Origin of the sequence: Methanobacterium spitsbergense (genome assembly GCF_019931065.1) — an archaeon.
GTDB lineage: Archaea > Methanobacteriota > Methanobacteria > Methanobacteriales > Methanobacteriaceae > Methanobacterium_B > Methanobacterium_B spitsbergense.
This window is the reverse complement of record NZ_JAIOUQ010000007.1, coordinates 199,323-220,967: the sequence shown is the minus strand read 5'-3', so window position 1 is coordinate 220,967 and position 21,645 is coordinate 199,323. Positions and strand designations below refer to the sequence as shown.

The 21,645-nt window shown below is 32.1% G+C and carries 19 protein-coding genes; 9 read left to right on the top strand and 10 right to left on the bottom strand.

The window, feature by feature from the left end; translation table 11 throughout:
- The first annotated feature begins 30 nt into the window (after positions 1-30).
- Positions 31-663 carry an FmdE family protein gene (locus K8N75_RS06730; RefSeq protein ID WP_223791316.1) on the top strand — a complete coding sequence of 211 codons (633 nt, stop codon included), beginning with the start codon at positions 31-33 and terminating at the stop codon, positions 661-663.
- 41 nt (positions 664-704) lie between these two features.
- On the opposite strand, the gene K8N75_RS06725 is transcribed toward K8N75_RS06730, so the two are convergent.
- The 4 genes from K8N75_RS06725 to K8N75_RS06710 form a co-directional block, all read right to left on the bottom strand.
- A complete protein-coding gene (locus tag K8N75_RS06725) occupies positions 705-869 on the bottom strand; it encodes a hypothetical protein (RefSeq protein ID WP_223791315.1) in 165 nt (54 codons plus the stop codon).
- Between the two features lie 73 nt (positions 870-942).
- Complete coding sequence (locus K8N75_RS06720; protein ID WP_223791314.1) at positions 943-2,004, bottom strand: glycosyltransferase; 1,062 nt, start codon at positions 2,002-2,004, stop codon at positions 943-945.
- 428 nt (positions 2,005-2,432) lie between these two features.
- Positions 2,433-3,329 carry a cell wall biosynthesis protein gene (locus K8N75_RS06715; protein ID WP_420830714.1) on the bottom strand — a complete coding sequence of 299 codons (897 nt, stop codon included), beginning with the start codon at positions 3,327-3,329 and terminating at the stop codon, positions 2,433-2,435.
- A 41-nt stretch (positions 3,330-3,370) separates the two neighbouring features.
- The gene (locus K8N75_RS06710) at positions 3,371-4,432 is read right to left on the bottom strand and encodes an mRNA surveillance protein pelota (RefSeq protein WP_223791312.1); all 1,062 of its coding nucleotides are present in this window, start codon (positions 4,430-4,432) and stop codon (positions 3,371-3,373) included.
- 1,176 nt (positions 4,433-5,608) lie between these two features.
- Between K8N75_RS06710 and K8N75_RS06705 the strand changes: the two genes are divergently transcribed.
- From K8N75_RS06705 to K8N75_RS06675, 7 genes are all read left to right on the top strand, one after another.
- Positions 5,609-6,646 carry a TolB family protein gene (locus tag K8N75_RS06705; RefSeq protein ID WP_223791311.1) on the top strand — a complete coding sequence of 346 codons (1,038 nt, stop codon included), beginning with the start codon at positions 5,609-5,611 and terminating at the stop codon, positions 6,644-6,646.
- A gap of 693 nt (positions 6,647-7,339) precedes the next feature.
- A complete protein-coding gene (locus K8N75_RS06700; RefSeq protein WP_223791310.1) occupies positions 7,340-7,699 on the top strand; it encodes a hypothetical protein in 360 nt (119 codons plus the stop codon).
- Positions 7,700-8,243: 544 nt separating this feature from the next.
- Positions 8,244-8,417 (top strand): hypothetical protein, encoded by a 174-nt coding sequence (locus K8N75_RS06695; RefSeq protein WP_223791309.1) that lies wholly within the window; start codon positions 8,244-8,246, stop codon positions 8,415-8,417.
- A gap of 561 nt (positions 8,418-8,978) precedes the next feature.
- Positions 8,979-10,283 (top strand): prephenate dehydrogenase, encoded by a 1,305-nt coding sequence (locus K8N75_RS06690; RefSeq protein ID WP_223791308.1) that lies wholly within the window; start codon positions 8,979-8,981, stop codon positions 10,281-10,283.
- A gap of 298 nt (positions 10,284-10,581) precedes the next feature.
- Positions 10,582-12,771 carry a CDC48 family AAA ATPase gene (locus K8N75_RS06685; RefSeq protein ID WP_223791307.1) on the top strand — a complete coding sequence of 730 codons (2,190 nt, stop codon included), beginning with the start codon at positions 10,582-10,584 and terminating at the stop codon, positions 12,769-12,771.
- 246 nt (positions 12,772-13,017) lie between these two features.
- Complete coding sequence (ahcY, locus tag K8N75_RS06680) at positions 13,018-14,271, top strand: adenosylhomocysteinase (protein WP_223791306.1); 1,254 nt, start codon at positions 13,018-13,020, stop codon at positions 14,269-14,271.
- Positions 14,272-14,312: 41 nt separating this feature from the next.
- On the top strand, positions 14,313-14,918 hold the full coding sequence (locus tag K8N75_RS06675) for a DUF2119 domain-containing protein (protein ID WP_255590837.1): 606 nt from the start codon (positions 14,313-14,315) through the stop codon (positions 14,916-14,918).
- A 33-nt stretch (positions 14,919-14,951) separates the two neighbouring features.
- On the opposite strand, the gene fen is transcribed toward K8N75_RS06675, so the two are convergent.
- The 6 genes from fen to K8N75_RS06645 form a co-directional block, all read right to left on the bottom strand.
- Positions 14,952-15,941, bottom strand: a complete 990-nt coding sequence (gene fen / locus K8N75_RS06670; RefSeq protein WP_223791305.1) for a flap endonuclease-1 — start codon at positions 15,939-15,941, stop codon at positions 14,952-14,954.
- Between the two features lie 61 nt (positions 15,942-16,002).
- The gene (locus K8N75_RS06665; protein WP_223791304.1) at positions 16,003-16,536 is read right to left on the bottom strand and encodes a chorismate--pyruvate lyase family protein; all 534 of its coding nucleotides are present in this window, start codon (positions 16,534-16,536) and stop codon (positions 16,003-16,005) included.
- A gap of 1 nt (position 16,537) precedes the next feature.
- Positions 16,538-17,782 carry a homoaconitase large subunit gene (gene hacA, locus K8N75_RS06660; protein WP_223791303.1) on the bottom strand — a complete coding sequence of 415 codons (1,245 nt, stop codon included), beginning with the start codon at positions 17,780-17,782 and terminating at the stop codon, positions 16,538-16,540.
- Between the two features lie 89 nt (positions 17,783-17,871).
- The gene (locus K8N75_RS06655) at positions 17,872-19,047 is read right to left on the bottom strand and encodes a homocitrate synthase family protein (RefSeq protein ID WP_223791302.1); all 1,176 of its coding nucleotides are present in this window, start codon (positions 19,045-19,047) and stop codon (positions 17,872-17,874) included.
- Positions 19,048-19,439: 392 nt separating this feature from the next.
- Complete coding sequence (cyaB, locus tag K8N75_RS06650; RefSeq protein ID WP_338038035.1) at positions 19,440-19,967, bottom strand: class IV adenylate cyclase; 528 nt, start codon at positions 19,965-19,967, stop codon at positions 19,440-19,442.
- 58 nt (positions 19,968-20,025) lie between these two features.
- A complete protein-coding gene (locus K8N75_RS06645) occupies positions 20,026-20,436 on the bottom strand; it encodes a hypothetical protein (protein WP_223791300.1) in 411 nt (136 codons plus the stop codon).
- Positions 20,437-21,086: 650 nt separating this feature from the next.
- Here K8N75_RS06645 and K8N75_RS06640 point away from each other — a divergent pair.
- Positions 21,087-21,632: a TATA-box-binding protein gene (locus tag K8N75_RS06640; protein WP_048190030.1), complete on the top strand. Its 546-nt coding sequence runs from the start codon at positions 21,087-21,089 to the stop codon at positions 21,630-21,632.
- Positions 21,633-21,645: the final 13 nt, after the last annotated feature.

Genomic DNA, 21,645 nt, shown 5'->3' with positions numbered 1-21,645 from the left:
TTATTTTGAATTAGATACCAAGGTGATCAAATGTCTGAAAATGATTCTTTTAAAAATAATAAAAATAGAATAGCTTTAAAACCATTCAGTGAAGTAACAGAGTTCCATGGCCATGTTTGTCCAGGTTCTGCCATTGGATATAAAGCTTCTGAAGCAGGGTTAAATGAACTTAAATCTAATATATCACAAGAAGAAGAGATTATTGCCATTGTTGAAAATGACAGTTGTGCAGTTGATGCTGTACAGGTAATCACAGGTTGCACATTTGGTAAAGGTAACTTATTATTTATGGACCATGGTAAACAGGTTTATACATTCATTAACAGGACAACCAACGATGTAGTCAGAGTATCTTTAATGGATTCATTCAGTGTAGATACTTTGGCCCCCAAACTTGGTAAATTAAGATCCAAAGTAAATTCTGGAATTGCAAACGAACTTGAAAAGGCAGATTTAAAGGAAATGATCAATGAAGTTTCCAATGAGATTCTTGAAATTCCATACAATGAAATGTTCCATATAGAGCATGTTAAAGTGGATATACCCGAAAAAGCAAGAATTTTTACATCACTCAAATGTTCACAATGTGGTGAAATGGTTTCAGAACACAGATCCAGAGTAAAAAATGGACAAATTGTTTGTATACCATGTTTTAGAGAATAAAATAGCCATATCCCATAAAAAAAAATAGATTAATAGTTTTTTTATTTTTTATTCATTCTTTTTAGCAAGAAAAATGCTATGACTGCAATAACAATTATTACAACTATTACAAGGACCAATATTCCAAAAAGCCCTATTAATCCAAGTTTTCCCAAAAATCCTATTTTTCCTATGGCCAGTCCTTTTAATATAGGTACGCTAAACATAAAACACCTCCATTTTTATTTTGCCATTCTATTACTTTTCATAGAGTATATATATTACTTGAGAAAAAAAAGGTTATTTCTTTTTTGCACGAGTACATATTATTCTGGCAATCTTGTCAGATGATTTTAGAACTTCTTCACCATATTTTACAGCATTATCCTTCATCTTGTCCATGTTTGCAAATGCATCGCCAAGAACATCTTCCAAATTTTCCAGTTCACTTTCAAGTACTGCTCCTTCAAAAACTGCTGCGAGATTATGATAACGACCATATTTCACTTTAAGGAGGGCTATAACAGGTATGCCCCATGTCATGGCCTCATGTATCATCATACCATCGTCAGTAACCACTGCAATATCAACGATCTTATAAAGATCGTTTATCCAGTTAATGTATCCGAGATAGATAAGTTTGTTGTTATCAATTTTGTTATCAAAATACTTATTGTACTCTTCTTCAAGAGGTTCACCAACCAGTATTATGTTCGCTTTTATCCCACTTTTACCCAATTTTGAAGCTGCAACTGCCATTTTTTCAAAGATTGTTGAACCCGATGATAAGAGTATGGTTGGTAAGTTTTCATCAAAGGCATCAGGCATATTTTTCAATGCATTTTCTCTATTTCCAACTATTATTTCTGGATCTACAGGAGAATATGCTTTATTTATATTTTTATTTTGCAACTCAGTTTGGAAGAGATTGGATTCTGGAAGTGCTACTGTGGTTGTTATTTTTGTACAGACTTTTGCATCAGTAGGTGTATTCAGAATACCTATGGATGGTATGTTGGTAAGTTTGGCTGTTAAACATCCTACAACCGCACCTCCCCCTATAACTCCCACAACTATGTCTGGATTGATCTTCCTGAACATTTTCGCAGTTTCAATCACAGCCTTCCCTGTCTTAAATCCTGCATTTACAAGTGTTTTTTTGGTTGCGGCATGTCCTCCTGCTTGTGGAATGCTGGTTTTATGCCATTCAATTCCTTTCTTTTTAAATAGTAAACCTGGTGCAGTGTGGTCGAGTGCAAATTCACTTTGGAAATCATACTTCGATAAAGCCTTTGCAATGTTAATGGCTATAACAGCATCTCCGCCTATTCCTCTACCTGTAACTACGAATAATGCCTTCATATTAAATCACCTATTATAAATAATCTTAAAACTTCGTTACGAATTCATTAGAATTTGATGAAATATATTAGAATTTTATTTTAATGAAAATAGGGCTATCAACAAACTTTATAATTACCTCTAGATAATCAATTACTTTTTATTGTTATATTTAAGTTTTCTTAAAATATTTTGCATTTTCCAATCACGTCAACATAATGGCTTGAAAATCTAATATCTGAACTTAAAAATATAATCTTTAACTAATACATATCTGACATCTTATTGTTTAGATAAAAAGATAGATCAACAACTATCCAATGTTGTGGTCAGGAATTAATTGTTTTATGGTGTTTAACTTAGTTTAAATTGGGCATTAATATGATTAAATTGTGTTGTAACTATAGAATTAAAAATGATTTTCTGATAATACTAAAACATAGAAAAATTTAGATGGAATATGGATTGTACACGAGTCTTCTAAATCCTATATGTATTAAAAACCTATTTTTTATAGTTATAACTCTTTTTTTCAGGATAAGTCTGCGTAGAAGATCACCTAATCCTCCTCCAGTTAAAACATCCATGAAATAATCCCCATAATTGGGATTTTTTATATTTAAATTCTTTTTTAAGAATTGATTCAGATTTTTTCTGCGTATAAATGCAATTAGCATCACTGTAACTAAAATTAAAATGATGGTGATGATAAGTGTCCCATATACTCCTGTTCCAGTTAAATTCCCAATAATGCTACCTAAAAATGCAAAAGATATACCTAAACCCACTGCAAATGAATGATTACCTATTTCACCCATCATAATCTTTCCTTTATAATCCAATGGTGCGTAACCAATACATACTGCAAGCAAAAGGAGCACAGGATAATAGATGGTTGATGTAAGTGCGAAAATTGCAATGAGGACAGTTAAACACATTAATATAATTGTTGAACAAGCTGAGCCAGGTTGCATGTCTGCTATGTTTAAAGGTTGTATCATAAGAGCTATGAGTATTGATACGGGGCCGAAATAGAAATAACCTATAATCATTACCATTAACATTCCAATGCCCCTTGAAAGTTGACCAATTTCTATTTTTAATTCTTTAATCCGTTTTCTGCCAATAAGATCATCTATAAATGCAAATATTCCTATCGTTGCAATTAGATAGTTGCCTGGAACCGGGAAAAATAGAATCAGAATTAAAAATGGTGCAATTCCAACAGCTCTTGGTGTTCCTCCTCTAATAGATGTGTATAGGTTTCTTCCGTACCTTGTAAACAGTTCTTTAAAAATTATGGTGAGAACCGCTGAAAGTAAGAAAAGTATCAGTATGTCAATCATAGTAATATCCAAATTTACACCTTTCCTTCATCGATAGTGAATTAATTTAAGCTATATCTCAATAATGCTGCTATACCACCAAGTGCTGAGAGCTGTTTCCCACCGTCGTGTTCACTACTTATTATCATTACTTTACCACCCATGTTTTCAACTTGATCCATGAGATTCTCAATATTCCTTTCACGTACCAGCTCATCAATAACAAGCAGATTTTCTATAGCCCCGGATTGTGCTGCTTTTTTGACCTCTTTTTTACCGTATGTAACCATCTTAGAGGATTTACCTATTTCTTCTAACACATCTTCAACTAATCTAATTTCATGTGCTATCCTTCCTTCTGTTGCCATTTTTTCAATTAAACCCTTTTTAAGTACTTCAGCTATGCCTGCTCTTCCTCCAGCTCCTGTACTTTCAAGAAGGGATATTTTGGCAAGATCAGAATATTTCTGGTTTAAAAATTCAAAAAATTCACCCCTTGTAAATCCGGGTCCTGCAAGTACAATGACTTGTACATCATTAAATCCTTTAATTGTCTCTGCTAACTCTGTAAAAAAGTCATTTATTGCCTGTTTACGGTTTTTTTGGACAATTCTCTTCCCAGATACACTTCCCATTATAGGACCCACATAATCTATCCCATACTGCCTTATAATACCAATGTCTGCAATATCATCTTCAATGGCAACAATAAGTGCAGATGGTTTTTTAGATGCCTTCATTGCATCTTTTAGTCGTTTAATATTCCATTTAGACCATCTTTCTTTTTTTATCTTTACAGAATTTTTAAGTTTCAAATCTAGTGTATGATGTGATCCCAATGGAACCAGATCTTCAGGTCCCTGTTCTATAGTGCCTGTGGCCCTGAGTTTTCCAGTGTATTTATGAAAACTTATTTCTTCAACCCTTACACCCATGAAGAATGTTTTTTTAATTCCCCTGTCACTTCTTAATCTTTCACCAGTTGAATCTTGAATCCTTCTGCTAGTTAATGATGAAACTAAGTCTCCTTCCTCTATTATATGTGATAAGTGCCATAAATCATCCAGTGTTTCTGGAACAACTTCAATAACACCTTTTTTAGTATCCTGATAAACAATACGCACTTTAAACACCACAGTTAAATTTGAATGAGTAGTAATTTTAATTTCTTTTATTACACACAGTTATTTTTATTGTAAAATTTCTATTTATCTACTAAATTTTAAAACACCTTATTTAATATATTTCATTTGAAATGTCCTAACTTTTTTTTATTTCTTTTTATTAAATAACTAATGTATTACTAATTTATTAAAAATGATTAATTTTTATAATACTTCAAACATAAGATTAATTGGAGGAGATAAAAAATGGTTAATGAAATAGAAGTAAGGATAAAAAAGCTTTAAATGGAGTAAAAGCCTGGCAAAGGGTCACTACATTAGTTAATGGGATTTTTTTGTTAATCTATATCTAAAAAAGAGAGTATTTTTATAATAATGACATAATAATTATAAGATTAGTATTAATAATAATTGATCAATAATTAACTAATTCATTTATTATTGATTTAATTTATAATTTTCTATTTGATTGGTGATAATAAAGAATATTATTGGGATTTAGCAGATTGTACTAATGAAAATAAATTAATTCAGTTTTTAATTGGATATAAATGATAATAATATGTATTTTATTATGGGAAGGGTTGATATTATGATGAAAAAAATAACTCTTATTTTTATTTCACTTTTCTTTCTTTGATACTTTGTGGTGCTACATCAGCAACTGATATAATAAGTATAAATGATTCTGGAAAAATTGGGAATGGACCCAGTGGTTGTGGATAATTATTAATGGGTCATAGCATGGCACAAACAACATTCAGCTCGATATTAATGGAACAATTAAAATGGGAATTAGAGTTTTTAGAAGCTTTGCTAAGATTTTTTATTTAGATTTTGGATCAAAAGACATTTTTTACTGACTATTTTGAATAAATGGAAAAAGTATAATATAAATCTCTGTCTATTTGTAATAATTAGTAAATTATATTATAATTAGTTAAATAAAAATAAAATTAAGTTAAGGAAATTTCAAAAAAAAAATTCCTAATACAATTTTGTTATATACTTACATTTACTTTGAAAAGTTCCGTTTAATATGGTGAAATTTTTCTACTTCATACAATTTTTTATTTTGAAGTGCAATCACCTCCACCCAAAAAATACAATGAACAACTAAAGATCTCAATTTTTTTTGGAATTTCAGTATTAAAAATTAATTGGAGGGTGATTAAAATGCAAAAGAAGATTCTTTTATTGTTAACAACTTTAGTTGTTGCATTTGTATTCTGCGGAGCAGCATCAGCTGCAACAGTCAAAACCAACCATATAAACACTTCTAAAATAAGTAATGTTGGGACTGCAATGTATGATCAGCGTGACCCTGCCATTGACGGTACAAGAATAGTCTGGGAGCAGAGAAGTTCATCAGGATATAATAATGTCTACTATAAAAATCTTGCAACAGGACATAGTGGCAGAGTACTACCTGCAGCAACAGACCAGTACCACGCAGATATTTCAGGTACAAGAATAGTTTGGACACAAATGACTGCAAAAGGTGCAGTTATCTACTATAAAAACCTTGCAACTGGATACAGTGGCAGATTATTCACAACTTCAATGGGAAAACAGACCCATGCTTCTATCGATGGTACCAGGGTCGTTTGGATCCAAGATACTAATTCCCAGGACTATGTGATTTACTATAAAAATTTTGCAACAGGATATGTTGGCAAAGTAAAATCATCATCATATAGGCAATTCAATCCTGAGATTTCAGGTACCCGGGTCGTCTGGAGACAATACGAATTAAACGGACACCACGTAATGTATGTGAAAAACATGGCCACTGGAGCGTATGGAAGATTATTAACATCCACACAATCCCAGGGTGTGGCAGCTATAGATGGTACCAGGGTTATCTGGACGCAATATGATTCATACGGCCATGAATCTATCTATTATAAAAACTTAGCTACAGGATCATATTACAGAGTAATACAAACATCAGATTATCAAAATATCTATAGCCCTGCTATTTCAGGTACAAGAATAGTATGGATGCAGGAGGATTCATTTGGCCACCAATCTATTTATTATAAAAATCTGGCAACTGGAACATATTTCAGAATATTACCATCAACACAAAACCAGGGATTTCCTAGAATTTCAGGAACAAGAATTGTGTGGCAAAAGCAAGATTCTGGCTCAAACTACTCAATCTATATATTAAATCTTGCAACAGGACAAAGCGGTAGGTTAACACCATGAAATAAGAGGAAAATTTAAAAAATTATGCAGATAATTTTAATATTTTTTAACTCTCTAAATTTTCCTTTTTTTGGTTAATCCAGATCTAAAATCAGGAGTTTTTTACCATGTATTACATAATAAATTAAGTATTAATAATATTTGAATCCTAATTTATTTTTTAATTGAATATTTGCTATCCAACAATTTTGACTGGATGTTTGCTAATTTTGAGGTCTGTATGTCTCCTATAATGCCAATGTTGCTAAAAGACTGTAAAAATATGTATAAACCTTTTATAAAGATTAATATTGCCAACAATATACATCCCAAGCTATAGCTGATCGACAAATAGAGAGGAATTTGATATATTAAATTAGAAATGAGAAAAATATCAGTATATGTTAAAACAGCTAAAAAAATTCCTAAAAATAAAATTCCTAATATTAATAGTATCGTACTCATGAAAAAAAATTCACCAGATTTTTTTATCAACTTGGTACGATAATACTCATCGGATAATGTAATTTCGATTTGCTTATCTATTAACAATTTAATTTTTTCTTTAATTTTATTTATTATCGTTTCTGTACTTTATTATTGGTTCATATATAATTAAATCTTATTGGAATAGCAATTACTGAATACTTGATGAAATATAATGACTTATTAGAGTAGTATTCTAAAGGTTGTATGAAACGGAGTTGTTATTTTATGAAAAGATATTCCACACTTAGTGCTATAATAGGAGGAATTTTTTTAGTTGGTTTTTTACTATTTATTTTACCGGCAAATATTCCAGGTTCGGGCATATTAGTATTTCTTATTTATATTGTGGGAGGTTTCACTGCAACATACTTATCTAAAACAAACAAAGCAATATTTGGATTTTATGAAGGTTTAGCAGGTTCTATATTCGGATATTTACCTGTAATTCTAATTTTTAGATCTGTAACATCCATAGTGATAATACTGATGATTATTAATCCAATATTGGGATTTTTAGGAGGATACATCGCAAAATCATTAAGATTACACTTAAATACTGAAAATAATCAGGATAGCAATAACTGAATATATAATGAAATATAAGGAGTTATTAGAATGAAATTAATAATTCATGTTTAGAGGATTTTGTTAAATTAATAAAAAGTGAATACATGAACTATTCTGAAATTTACAGGGTTTACGTGTATCCTATTATCATTGCTTTTTGTTCTTTATTATCATTTATAGTTATTTCATGGACGGGGAATCCATCAGCTTGGATATGGGGTTCGATGGCGATTTTTTTTATTCTACCTGTTTTTAGAAGATATAAATATTTTATAAAGATATATTCTCTGGTAGTGTTAGGTCTAATTGTATTTTCAGGATTAATATTAGTTTATACATATCTATATTATCCTACATATGTCTCAAATTACCCGTATTATTCCGCAATTGGGATTTTCCTGTTGTATTTGATTATGTTTGCTTATTACTATCCTCGCAAATGGAAAGGATTCCTACCAAAGATATAATCAACAATTTCACCATCAGAATAGATATAACAGAGCATATAATGAAATATAATGAGTTATTATAATAAATGTAATTTGATTGAAGGGGAAATTATATGAATAATGTGTTATTTGTTATAGTTGGAATAGCTTTCATAGGTATTGGGGTTGTAAATTTATATCAAATCCATAAAAATAAAGCTAAAAGAACAACATTCAACATGATAATTATGTTTTTATTCTTTGTATTCGGAATATTAGAGATTTTATTTGGTTTTAATTTTATTTGAAGATTTGAAAGCCTATTTAATGCAATGGGTAAGTAAGTAAATCAAACTTGATTAGAATAGCAATAACTGAATGTATTATGGATTTATCGAAGTTAAAAAGTTATATTAAATAATACAACTATTAAGATAAATATAACTAAAAAGATAGCAAAACCGAGCATTATATAACTAGCAATCATTAAAAACTTGTAAATGGGATGTTTTTTATATTTTTCCCGAGCTTTCTTCATTTCTGGGTGTTTAATTAAAGTATATTTGGAGTAGATATAGCTCATAATAGTAATTATAAACACTGATAATATTATTAGACCAATATGATCCGTAATGGCACTTATAATAGAAATAATTCCTAAAATAAATGGAAACAAAGTAGATATCACAGCCCCTTTTTTTCAGGATGTAGTCTCTTAACATAATCGATATCTACATTCTAATTTATTATGTTTGAATTCTAAGTAATAAACCGTATTTTTTTATATCTTGATGTTAATAGACATATCAAGAATTATGGGATTAAGTAAATTGTAACATTCTTAAAATTAATTAATGGGGAACATTCTTTTGAAAATAGCCGTAATTGGAGGCACTAGAGGCCTTGGAAAGTGGATAGCTACGTTTTTAAGTAGAAAAGGTTTAGACATAGTTGTTACTGGAAGAAACGAAGTTACTGGCGAATCTGTGTCTAAGAAATTAGGTGTAGAGTATATTCAAGATAATATTAAGGCAGCATCCATTGCAGATATTGTTATTATATCCGTACCCATTGATGCTACACCAGACACTATTAGAGAGATTGGACCTGTAATGAAAGAAGGATCCTTAATTATGGATGTTACGTCTGTAAAAAAGGAACCCTCAGAAATAATGCAGGAATATGCAGCTAAAGGTGTTGAAGTTCTCCCTTGCCATCCCATGTTTGGTCCTAGAATTAGAACTCTTGATGGGCAGGTAATTGTGCTGACACCTATTAAAACTGGGGAATGGTATGATAAAGTATTTCAATTTCTTGAATCAGAAAATGCTAGGATTATCGTTACAACTCCAGATATACATGATAGGATGATGAGCATAGTACAGGGACTCACTCATTTTGCATATATTAGTATTGCAAGGACAATTGAAAAACTAGATATAGATATTAAAGAATCTAGAAAATTCGCAAGCCCAATTTACAATTTAATGTTAGATACAATTGCTAGAATAACTGCACAAAATCCTTATTTAGTGTATTCTATACAGACTAAGAACATTTATATCAAAGAAACACATGAAACTTTCCTAAACACATTCACCGAACTTAAAGATCTGATCGCTACTGAAAATCAGGAAGAGTTTGTTAGTTCAATGAGTTCTGCAGCAAAACATCTTGATGATCTTGAATCTGCTCTGGGAAGATCAGATAAAGCTATATCTGTTCTTACTGAAGAGGTGAGTACCCTCAAAAAACAGATGGGCCGAGAAGTAGGTTTGAGACATATCTACTCAGGAAAAGTACACATAGGGATTTTAGATAAACTTACACCAGATTTTTTAACATTAACAAAAAACAAAACCTCTACTCGTCTTAAATTATCTAATGTAGAAGTTTTAAACAATGAGGAACTCCTCCAATGGAAGTTGGACAATTACACAAAAAAAAGTTACGATATTTCTGGGACTTTCCCAAAAGGATGCAATCCAGATATTATAGCCAATACAGTCAACAGTTTACAGGACGTAGTTGATGCTAAAGTAATAGACACTTACCAAGGCAATCAGATTGCCCAGGGAAATGTAAGCGTTACAATAAGATATTCTATAATAAATGAAAATGCATCCATTGCAGTAGAAAAATTGTTAATGGGATTTGGAAGCCAAATACGTTAGGATTACACCTATTCCAAGACTATTCATTATAATTTTAGTTATTTTTAGTTAATTTTGGATTTACTAAGTTTAAGTTAATTTTTTGTTCTATAAACCTATTAGAATGTTAATATTTTTTTATTATTACTAATTATAACATTCGACAAATTTTTTAACACTAAAACACAATATATATATGTTAGAAAAAACAAGGTTATAGTAACATAAGTTAACTAAAATATGAATAGAAGTTAAAATCTTTTTTATACGATTATAAGTATTCAACCTGACATACGGATAGTAAATGGAGGGGTTTTATATGGAAAATAAAGAAATGAAATTAAAAGTAGCAGAAGCCTTTTCACAGGCAGATGTTGGAAGGTCAATTGCAAGAATTGATCCTGCATGTATGCAGAAACTCGATCTCCTTGATGGAGATATTATTGAAATAGAAGGTAAAAAATTAACCGCCACCAGAGTCGCATCTTCACAATCAGATATAGGCCTGGGAATTATAAGAATAGATGGGTACATAAGAAAAAATTCAGGTACCTCAATAGGCGAAGAAGTAACTGTTAGACGTGCAGATTATAAAGAAGCCAAAAAAGTTGTGTTAGCACCAGTCGAACAACAGATCATGATAAGAGGAGAAGTAAAACCAGCATTTCTAGGAAGAGTGCTCACAATGGGAGACATGATCATAACAGGTGTGAGACAACAACAACAGCAAACAATGAGGACAGGAGGACTGTTCGATGAATTCTTCCGAGATGTAGCACCTATGGGTGAGATAAAACTCGCAGTTGTTTCAACAAAACCAGCAGGTGTAGTCCAAATAACAGATTTAACCGATGTAGAGATTCAAACCGAACCAGTTGACGTTTCAAAGCTTGAAGGAGTAAAAAATGTAGTTGATGTAACCTACGAAGATATAGGCGGCCTCAAAGAGGAAGTTAAAAAAGTAAGAGAAATGATAGAAATTCCCCTAAAAAGACCAGAACTCTTTGAAAGACTGGGAATATCCCCACCTAAAGGCGTTTTAATGCATGGACCGCCAGGAACAGGAAAAACACTCCTTGCAAAGGCAGTTGCAAACGAAAGCGATGCACATTTCATAACCATTAATGGGCCAGAAATAATGAGCAAGTATGTTGGAGGATCCGAAGAGAGGTTAAGGGAATTATTTGAAGAAGCTGAAGAAAATGCCCCATCAATCATATTCATAGACGAAATCGATGCCATAGCTCCTAAAAGAGAAGAAGTATCCGGAGAAGTTGAAAGAAGAACAGTTGCACAGCTACTCACACTTATGGATGGTCTTAAATCAAGAGGACAAGTGGTTGTAATAGGTGCAACCAACAGACCAGATGCACTTGACCAAGCAATAAGAAGGGGCGGAAGATTCGACAGAGAGATCGAAATCGGAGTTCCAGATAAGGATGGACGAGGAGAAGTTTTACAAATACACACAAGAGGAATGCCACTTGATGATAATGTTGACCTCGAGGAAATGGCAGACACAACCCATGGATTTGTTGGAGCAGATCTTGAATCACTGTGTAAAGAAGCTGCAATGAGAGTTCTAAGAAGGGTAATGCCCGATATAAAGGGAGATGAAGAAATATCTTCTGAAACTCTTAAGAAAATTATTGTAACCAAATCTGATTTCAAAGAAGCTCTTAAAGAAGTACAGCCATCAGCCCTGCGTGAAGTACTTGTACAGGTCCCTGATATAAAATGGGATGATATAGGAGGACTTGAAAGTGCAAAACAGGAGCTTCAAGAAGCTGTTGAATGGCCTCTCAAATATCCTGAGAGTTTTGAGAAGTTTGGTGTAAGACCTCCAAGGGGAGTTTTGATCTATGGACCACCAGGAACAGGGAAAACACTCCTTGCAAAGGCAGTAGCAAACGAAAGTGATGCCAATTTCATAGCAGTAAAAGGACCTGAATTACTTTCAAAATGGGTTGGAGAATCTGAAAAGGGTATTCGTGAAGTATTCAGAAAGGCTCGACAGACAGCACCAACAGTTATATTCTTTGATGAAATAGATTCAATAGCATCCACTAGGGGAGGATCCAGCACAGATTCAGGTGTTACACAGCGTGTTGTTAATCAACTATTAACAGAAATAGATGGACTCGAAGAGCTTCAAGATGTTTCTGTTATAGCCGCAACCAACCGTGTGGATATACTTGATCCGGCATTAACTAGACCTGGCAGATTTGACAGACATGTTAAAGTTGATGATCCAGATGAAAATGCTAGAATAGCCATATTCAAAGTACACACCGCCAAAATGCCATTAGCAGATGATGTTGAACTTGAGGTATTAGCAAAAAGAACAGATGGATTTGTAGGGGCAGATATAGAAGCGGTTTGTCGTGAAGCTGTAATGCTTACCCTTAGGGATAACCTTGAATCTGAAAATGTAAATATGAAACATTTCCAGGATGCAATGAAAAAGGTTAAACCCAAAAACGAAGCAGATCTTAGCCATTACAGATAAACATCTAAATAAATTATTCAACAAAATCAATTGAATTAGGGGGAATTCCCCTAATATTTCTATTTTTAATCATATATTTCCAATTTAGAGTTCATTCCAAATTTAATAAATATTTTTTATGCTAATTAAAAAGTTTAAATATACACAGATCATATATTAAATTTAATTGAAAAAAAAATTACTATCCATTTTTAAACTCATTTAGATATTTTATTTACTTGAATAACAATTTTGAAGGATGAAACCATGAGTTACAATGTAAAGGATATATCATTAGCACCGGAAGGTAAAAGGAAGATTGAATGGGTTCAAAGACACATGCCAGTTCTTGAACATATAAAAAAAGAATTTCAAGAAGAAAAACCATTTGAAGGCATTACAATTGCATCTTGCTTACACTTAGAACCAAAAACAATTAATCTGGGTTTAACTCTCCATGAAGGAGGTGCTGAAGTTGCAATGACCGGTTGTAACCCGCTTTCAACTCAAGACGATGCAACTGCAGCTGGTGCGGCATTAGGACTTCATATGTATGGTTGGAGAGGCGAAACAAATGAAGAATATTATGAAAACATTAACAAAGTACTTGATCACGAACCAGACATCTTGATTGATGATGGTGCAGATATGATATTCCTCGTTCATAGAGAAAGGAAAGAACTGATGGATAAGATAATTGGGGCTTGTGAGGAAACAACAACCGGAATACATAGACTGAAATCAATGCACCAAGATAAAGCATTGAAATTCCCCGTAATGGCTGTAAATGATTCTTATATGAAGTACCTTTTTGACAATCGTTATGGTACAGGACAATCTACTTTTGACTCCATAATGGGCTCAACCAATGTATTGATTGCAGGAAAAACCATTGTAGTCTGTGGATATGGATGGTGCGGTCGTGGAGTAGCCATGAGAGCAGATGGTTTAGGTGCCAACGTTATTGTAACAGAAATAGATCCAATAAGAGCACTTGAAGCTAGGATGGATGGTTACAGAGTGATGACAATTAGAGAAGCTGTTAAAGAAGCAGATATGCTTGTAACAGTTACTGGAAACGTTGATGTTGTATCTGGAGATGATTTCAAATATATGAAAGATGGTTGCATACTAGCCAACTCAGGACACTTCAATGTAGAGATCAACAAAGAAGACCTTGAAAAGATGTCTAAATCAACTAAAATGTTGAAACCAGATATAAAAGAATTTGTAATGGAAGATGGCAGGAAACTATACCTCTTAGCTGATGGAAGATTAGTTAACCTTGCAGGCGAACGTGGACAGGGGCATCCAGCAGAAATAATGGACATGAGCTTTGCAATGCAAACCCTCGCAGCCAAATATCTTTTAAACAACAAACTTGACGTAGGAGTCTATAAAACATTAGATGAAACAGATATTCATGTAGCAAAACTTAAATTAAAAGCCATGGACATTAACATAGATAGTTTAACCACTGAACAGGTTGCTTATCTCAAAAATTGGGAAGAAGGAACATAATAAAAATTGATTTTACCCTAAAATTAAGAATTCGGGATATTATGTTCTCAAAGGTAATTGATAAAGGATCAGGGCCTACACGTGTTTTTGTAGGAGGAGTTCATGGAAAAGAGGGTTTAACCACCCTAAATCTAATTCAACTTCTTGATGAAAACGATGTTAAAGATGGAAAACTCCTTCTTTACAATTGTCCTGAAACCAAATATATTAGCACATTAAACCCCCTCTATTATCATTCTCCAATGGGTGAAAAGATATTAAAACTTATAAAAACCCATAAGCCTGAGATATACGTTGAATTACACTGTTATAAACCTGAGAGTTACCTTAAACTCATAGACATAGAAAGGAAAAAAAAGGTAGGTGTACCTCCGTTAATAGAGCTGGAGCACAATGTTCTAATAAGTTCTGTGGCACCATATTTAAGAACCAATTTTTTTAAAAGGAATGATGTATGTATTACTCTTGAAATGCCATGCAGACCAACAGAAAATTCAACAAATGTTTATCTTGAAGTGATGAAGGCAATAGCAGGTTCAAGGAATAGATCAGAATTTGAAGATAAACTTAAAATTAAATATCCTTCACAAGTAATAAGAGCCCAGAGATATGCTGCAGAGTTTTTTGGAGAATATCCTGCTTTTTAACTATTTTACTTAAAAAAATAAAAATTATAAATTTTATCCAAACCAGTCCTTTAGACTCTTCTGTTTGTTGTCTATTTTTTTGAATTTATCAAGAGCACTCAAAACCCTGACCTCTGAAAAGTCATGATCACCACATAAAAAGCGAACAACTCCCTCAGTATCCGGGGACTTCCATTTCAAACTATAATCTGGTTCAACCTCATGTTTAAGGAATATATTCCTTAAAATTTCTGGTTCAACTTCCATTTCAATGTCAAGCTTATTTATTACATTAAAAATATTTTCATGTTCTTTGATAAGTTTTAATCCTGTTTTTGCACCTATTCCTTTAACTCCCAGATTAAAATCTGTTCCAACAAGTATTGCAATATCAACGAGTTGTTCCCTAGTTATTCCAAGATTTTCTAATACCTTTTTTAAGTCAATTAATTCAAGATTCGACTTTCCACCGGTTATAGTTAGGTTTCTAACCATTTTTGTGGCTCCGAATAGTATACAATCGTAATCCTGTGATCCAACACACCATGCATCCCCATTTTCAACCATATACGATGCTTGAGCTTCACCTTCACCCCTAGCTTGTATATATGGAACTCCTAATAATTCCAGAAGTTTTTTAGACCCTTCAACAATTTTTGGAGACATCCTTGATGTTCTAACAGCATATTTTCTTGCATCTTCTATTCTACCCTCTTCAAGAGCCTTTTCCATTTTTTTCTGAGATTCTTCCTTTACTTCTCTTCGTTTATCCTGAGTACCCTTTTTCAATATATCCGAAGTACCATCAAAGATATAAACCGGCCTGATACCCTTTTCAATGAGTGATGAAGTTCTGTAAAGTATTCCACTAAAATGTGATGTGATGTTACCATTTTGATCCATTAATGGTGTTCCATCAACCTGTCTTATACTTGAAAGAAATTGATAGATTATATTTGCTGCATCTAATGCAACAATTTTAGATTCTAATTGTTCAAATTTTATACTTTCAGGGGATATTATATCTCTGAATTTTACGCCCATTTTAACCACTTGTATCCAGTTTAATTTCTTGAATAAACTTTATCAAAATTAAATCTATAATTCAATCTCTGAAATGTTTATATGGAAATGTCTCTTTCAACCAAATCAAAATTTCATTGTTATGAATTATGTTGTAGGTCCTAGTAAGCATTGTAGAATCTTCTTTGAATATCTTTTTAAGCTCGGGTTCTTGTTCCTCATAATAAACAGATTTAATTTCTCTACGAGATTCAATATTATGTTTCCGGAGTATCCTACCAATTGGCATGTCTGCCCTTATTAAATCCTCTTTAAATTCATTTTCAAGTCTGTCAACAGCTATAAGTGAAATTGCATAGATTAATGGCTCTTGAGTTTCGATAACAACAACCCTATAATTTACTGTGTCTCCCACTTCAATATTTAGTAATTGAGCCATTTTAGAATCTGCTTCAATAAATTTCTGTTCTAGTGTTTCTATCCTAACATGGCCCCGTATTACATCGAGTATGGTTGTTACAGAACCATCTGTGGTTAAAAGTATTTTCTGGGCGTTTGAAAGTTTTCCCACTTCTTTTTCAATTTTCAGGATACCATCAAGAATATTTTGTTCCATTTTAACCTCTAGGATCTTTAATTTCGCCATAAATTGCTGAAACAGCCACAACAGCAGGATTTGCTAAGAAAACTTCAGATTCAGGGTCACCCATTCTTCCTAAGAAGTTTCTATTGGTAGTTGCTATACATACTTCCTTTGATCCAAGAACACCCATATGACCTCCAAGACACGGCCCGCATCCAGGGTTACATATTATTGCTCCAGAATCCATAAAAGTATCTATGAGACCATTATGAAGAGCTTGTCTGTAGATTTCAGCTGAAGCAGGTATTATAATAAGTCTTACATCTTCATGTACCTTTTTTCCCTTAAGTACTTCTCCAGCTTGTACCAAATCTTCTAAACGACCATTTGTACATGAGCCTATAAACGCCTGATTAATTGTTTTGCCCTCAACTTTGGAAATATTTTCAACATTGTCAACATTGTGCGGACAGGCGATTTGTGGTTCCATATCGTCTACTTGAAATTCATATTCTTTTTCGTAGACATAGTCTTTATCAGATTTTACAACATCAAATGATTTAACGTTTCTATCCTGTAAATACTGTAGAATCGCTTTGTTAGGCTCCATTATACCATTCTTTGCGCCGCTCTCAATTGCCATATTGCACATGGTCATTCTACCAGATACATCCATTTGTTCAATTGTACTTCCCTGAAATTCTAGTGTCTTGTAAGTTGCACCAAATGTGCCTATTTCCCCGATTATATTGAGTATAACATCTTTAGCTGTGATATATTTGCCTAATTTACCTTCAACATTGATTTTAAAAGCTTCAGGTACTCGAAACCATGTTTTACCCGTTGCAAAAACAAATGCCATATCAGTTGCACCCATTCCAGTTGCAAATGCTCCAAATGCGCCGTGTGTACATGTGTGTGAATCAGCACCTACAACGATGGAACCTGGTTTTATAAATCCAAATTCTGGAAGTACTTGATGGCATATCCCTTCCCCATGATTAAAATATTTTTTTATACCCTGTTCTCTGGCAAACTTTCTTGTAACTTTATGGAATTCTGCTGATCCAATAGTATTTGGAGGTACAGTATGATCGCAGATTATAACAATTTTGTCAGGATCCCACACTTTATCAGAAATTTTTTTGAAAGTGTTAATGGTGGGTGGAGATGTTCCATCGTGTGACATTGCCAGATCAACATCAACCTCAATTATTTCACCAGGATTGACTGTTTTCTTATTTGCTCCCTTTGCAAGAATTTTTTCGGTTATGTTCATAGTGATTAATCCTTTAGAAGTTTTTAAAACATTATTTATACATTAAGATTATTTTTGATAAGAATGTTTAATAACCTCTTATAATTTAATTAAAGTTCAAAAGGCCCCCTAACTGACCGAACAATGGTGTTAAATATCTCATCATTGATGTATTTACCTTCTTCCCTCTTATTTTTAACCTGTTCAACAATTTTACAAAGTTCATCCTTAGTAACATCTATTCCACACTCATCAAGCTTCGCTCTGACAGCTCTGCAGCCTGAATGTTTTCCAAGAACAATTCTACGTTGATGTCCTATTAATTCTGGTAAAAATGGTTCATAGGTTAAAGGTTCTTCAATAACAGCATCAACATGTATTCCTGACTCGTGGCGGAATATATTTTTGCCAACTATGGGTTTGTTGTATGGTATTTTCATATGGGTTAGTGATTCAACGAGTTTTGAAAGTTCATAGAATTTGCTAATATCAAAATCTAAATCAACACCATATATGATTTTTAAAGACATGATCAATTCTTCTAATGAAGTATTCCCTGCCCTCTCACCAATTCCGTTAACAGTTGTTGAAACTGCATTTGCACCTGCCAGTAATCCTGCTATTGAATTAGAAAGAGCCATTCCAAAGTCGTTATGACAATGAAGTGCAATATCCGCTTTGATTGTAGACCTTACTTCCTTTACAAGATAATCCATCCCATATGGACTAATGGCTCCTACAGTATCTGCAATATGAACTCTATCTACACCAAAATCATCTGCACGTTTGTATATTTTTTTCAAAAAATCAAGATCTGTTCTGGTTGCATCTTCAGCAGAGAATGCAACAAATAATCCATGATCCTTAGCATGTTCAATTGAATTCATACAAACATTCAGTATTTCTTCCCGACTCATCTTTATTTTGTGTTTCAAATGTAGATCCGATGTTCCCATGAAGGTTATAACACCATCGACATCGCAGTCAATAGCAGTGTCAATATCTGATTTTTTAGTACGTGACAGACAAAGTATCTTTGCGTTTAAACCTTCTTTAACAATAGCTTGAACAGATCTCTTTTCTTCATTGGATACCACAGGAAATCCTGCTTCAATTTGATGTATTCCTACTTCATCAAGCTTATTAGCAATTTTAAGCTTTTCTGGAGTTCTTAAACACACACCGGGAGTTTGTTCACCATCTCTTAATGTTGTATCATATACAGTTATCTCTTCTGGAAACTTTATTTTTGCTTCTTTATTGAACGGGCTTACCAAGTATTTCACAGATTCCCACCTTACTTTGTTTAATTATCTAAAAGAAAACATTGTCTCTAATTGATTTTAGGGAAATATTCGATGGTATCAAGTTTCATCAGATTTATACCCATATAACAAAATTAATATTTATTCCCTATTGTTGAAGAGTATTTTCTTCTATTAATCTTTATCATTATTTTAACATTGATTATTTGTTAAATGTTTTTAGATCATTAAGCTTAAATAGATTTACTTTTCCGTTAATCATACTTAATAATAATATAAAATAAGTTAATCATAAAAAAGAGTTTTATCCTGTTTGTATTCAATAAATATTATATGTTTTTTTAGTTTAAAAGAAAATATTGTAAAATAAGTTATTGATGGTTTAAGAATTTTTTATAATCATTTTTGAAAATTTATAGTTCCATAAGTTCTAGATATGATCTTCTCTCAAATCCCTCTTCTATGCCTAGTTTTTTATATGTTTCAAATATTTTCTTAAGTGGAATACTTGTATCCTCATTTTCTTGGGCTTCAATTTCGATTTCAACAAATTTCCCAACTTTGTATACTGTGTCTAATGTAATTATAAACTCATCCAAATGATAAATATCTCTATCTTTTTTAACTGTTGCAGCACTTCTAAAATCAAGATTTTCTAGTATCAAACCCATATTTTCAGCATCAAATACTTCAACTTCAATTTCTTTACGAGTTTTACTCACATCATCCATTTTAGCACCTTTATATGTAAGTATAACCTTATTTTCTCCATTTTCAGGAATTTCCCTAATTCTCAATGCTTCATCAGTTTCAACGAAGTCTTTATGTGGAGCATTATAATAAACATCTCTTTGATGCTCATTTTTTATTTTGATAGCACCAATTTTAATTAAATTCTTTTTAACATCTGTAAAATCCTTAACACTTGCCTTGACTTCCACTTCTATCAAAATTAATACCTCCAAAAGGGAATAATATCTTATAACAAACAGTATTTATTTAACCCACCCTTCGTTGTATTGAATTCTTTATATAATATCTTGAATTTTCTATCTGATCAAGATAGTCATCTATAGTATTTTCTACAACATCATAAGTAGCAATTGTAAGGTTTCTCTCCTTTGTCAGCATCTTTTTTTCTTGAACTATTTTAGAAACTGATTTCTTCCGACCAAAAAGTCCAGATTTTTTATTGGCAGATTTATCTACTTCTTGCAATTTAGCCATATAATCTAGTCTGATTCTTCGTATATCTGTACGAACATTGTACCTGATCTTTTTTAAAACCTTTTCAATCTCATTTAATTTATTTAAAGTATCCATTGCATTATCAATGGTTGAAACATCAATTTCCATGCCTTCGATGCCTAAATCAAATAATTGTTTACGGTATTTTTTAGGGCCTATCATAATTTCACACCATTAAACCAAAAAAACCTTTAAAACTTACGCAATACTATTAAAAATTGCAATAAATATATTTTAGTATACTAATTTTTTATTTGAATGTTATTATATATACATATAATTTTTTTTTATACTTTACAGGCTTTATTGAACTTATATTCTTACATTCATTATATTATTCAACTTTTTAATGTTCAATTTGTTCTATATAGTAATTTTTATCAGATTAACAATAACTTTCATTTTCAAACAATTTAATAATAACCAATTTAATAATAAATATTAATTGTTATTTTCTGATAATAAAAACTAATAGATAATTATATTCAAAATTTTAGACTTTAATCAAATTTCATAAATACGCTATGGTTATGATTATTTAATGAACAATAATGGGAATGATATACAAAATTCTACAATCAAAAATTCTTATAAATTATACTCGAGGCTATATTCCTACAAAAGATCACATATTAATTTAAAGAAATCTATTGAGATCAAAAATTTCATTTAAAAGTATTGAAAAACAATATATAAGTACTGAAATTGTGGCAAAAAAAAGCATCTTTATATAAGTTGAATTATTAATTAACAATTTATAGAATATTAAACTAAATTCTGATTATAAATTAAATACATCTGGAGGAAATTTAATGACAACTGTAGAAATTAAAGTTGAAAACATCGTGGCGTCTGCCGCGCTTGGAAAGTCGCTAGACCTTCCACAAGTTGCTCCTGCCCTGGAAGGAGTTGAATATAACTCAGAACAATTCCCAGGATTGGTTTACAAACTAAAGGAACCAAAAACAGCTGCACTCATATTCGGATCAGGTAAACTGGTTTGTACAGGTGCAAAATCAATAGAAGACTCAAAGAAAGCTATACACATAGCTGTTGATAAAATGAGAGCTCTTGATACAGAAATCCCCCACGAATTTGAAATTAAAGTCCAAAATATAGTTGCTTCAGCAAATCTCGGGAAAACATTAAACTTGGAATCCGTTGCTCTGGATCTTGAAAACACTGAATACGAACCAGAACAATTCCCCGGATTGGTTTACAGACTTGACGACCCCAAAGTTGTTTTACTTTTATTCGGTTCAGGAAAAGTAGTCTGTACCGGTGCAAAAACTAATGCAGATGCTCAACTCGGTGTAGAGAAAACAAAAGAACGACTAGCTGAACTGGATTTGATATAATTTTAACCTTTAC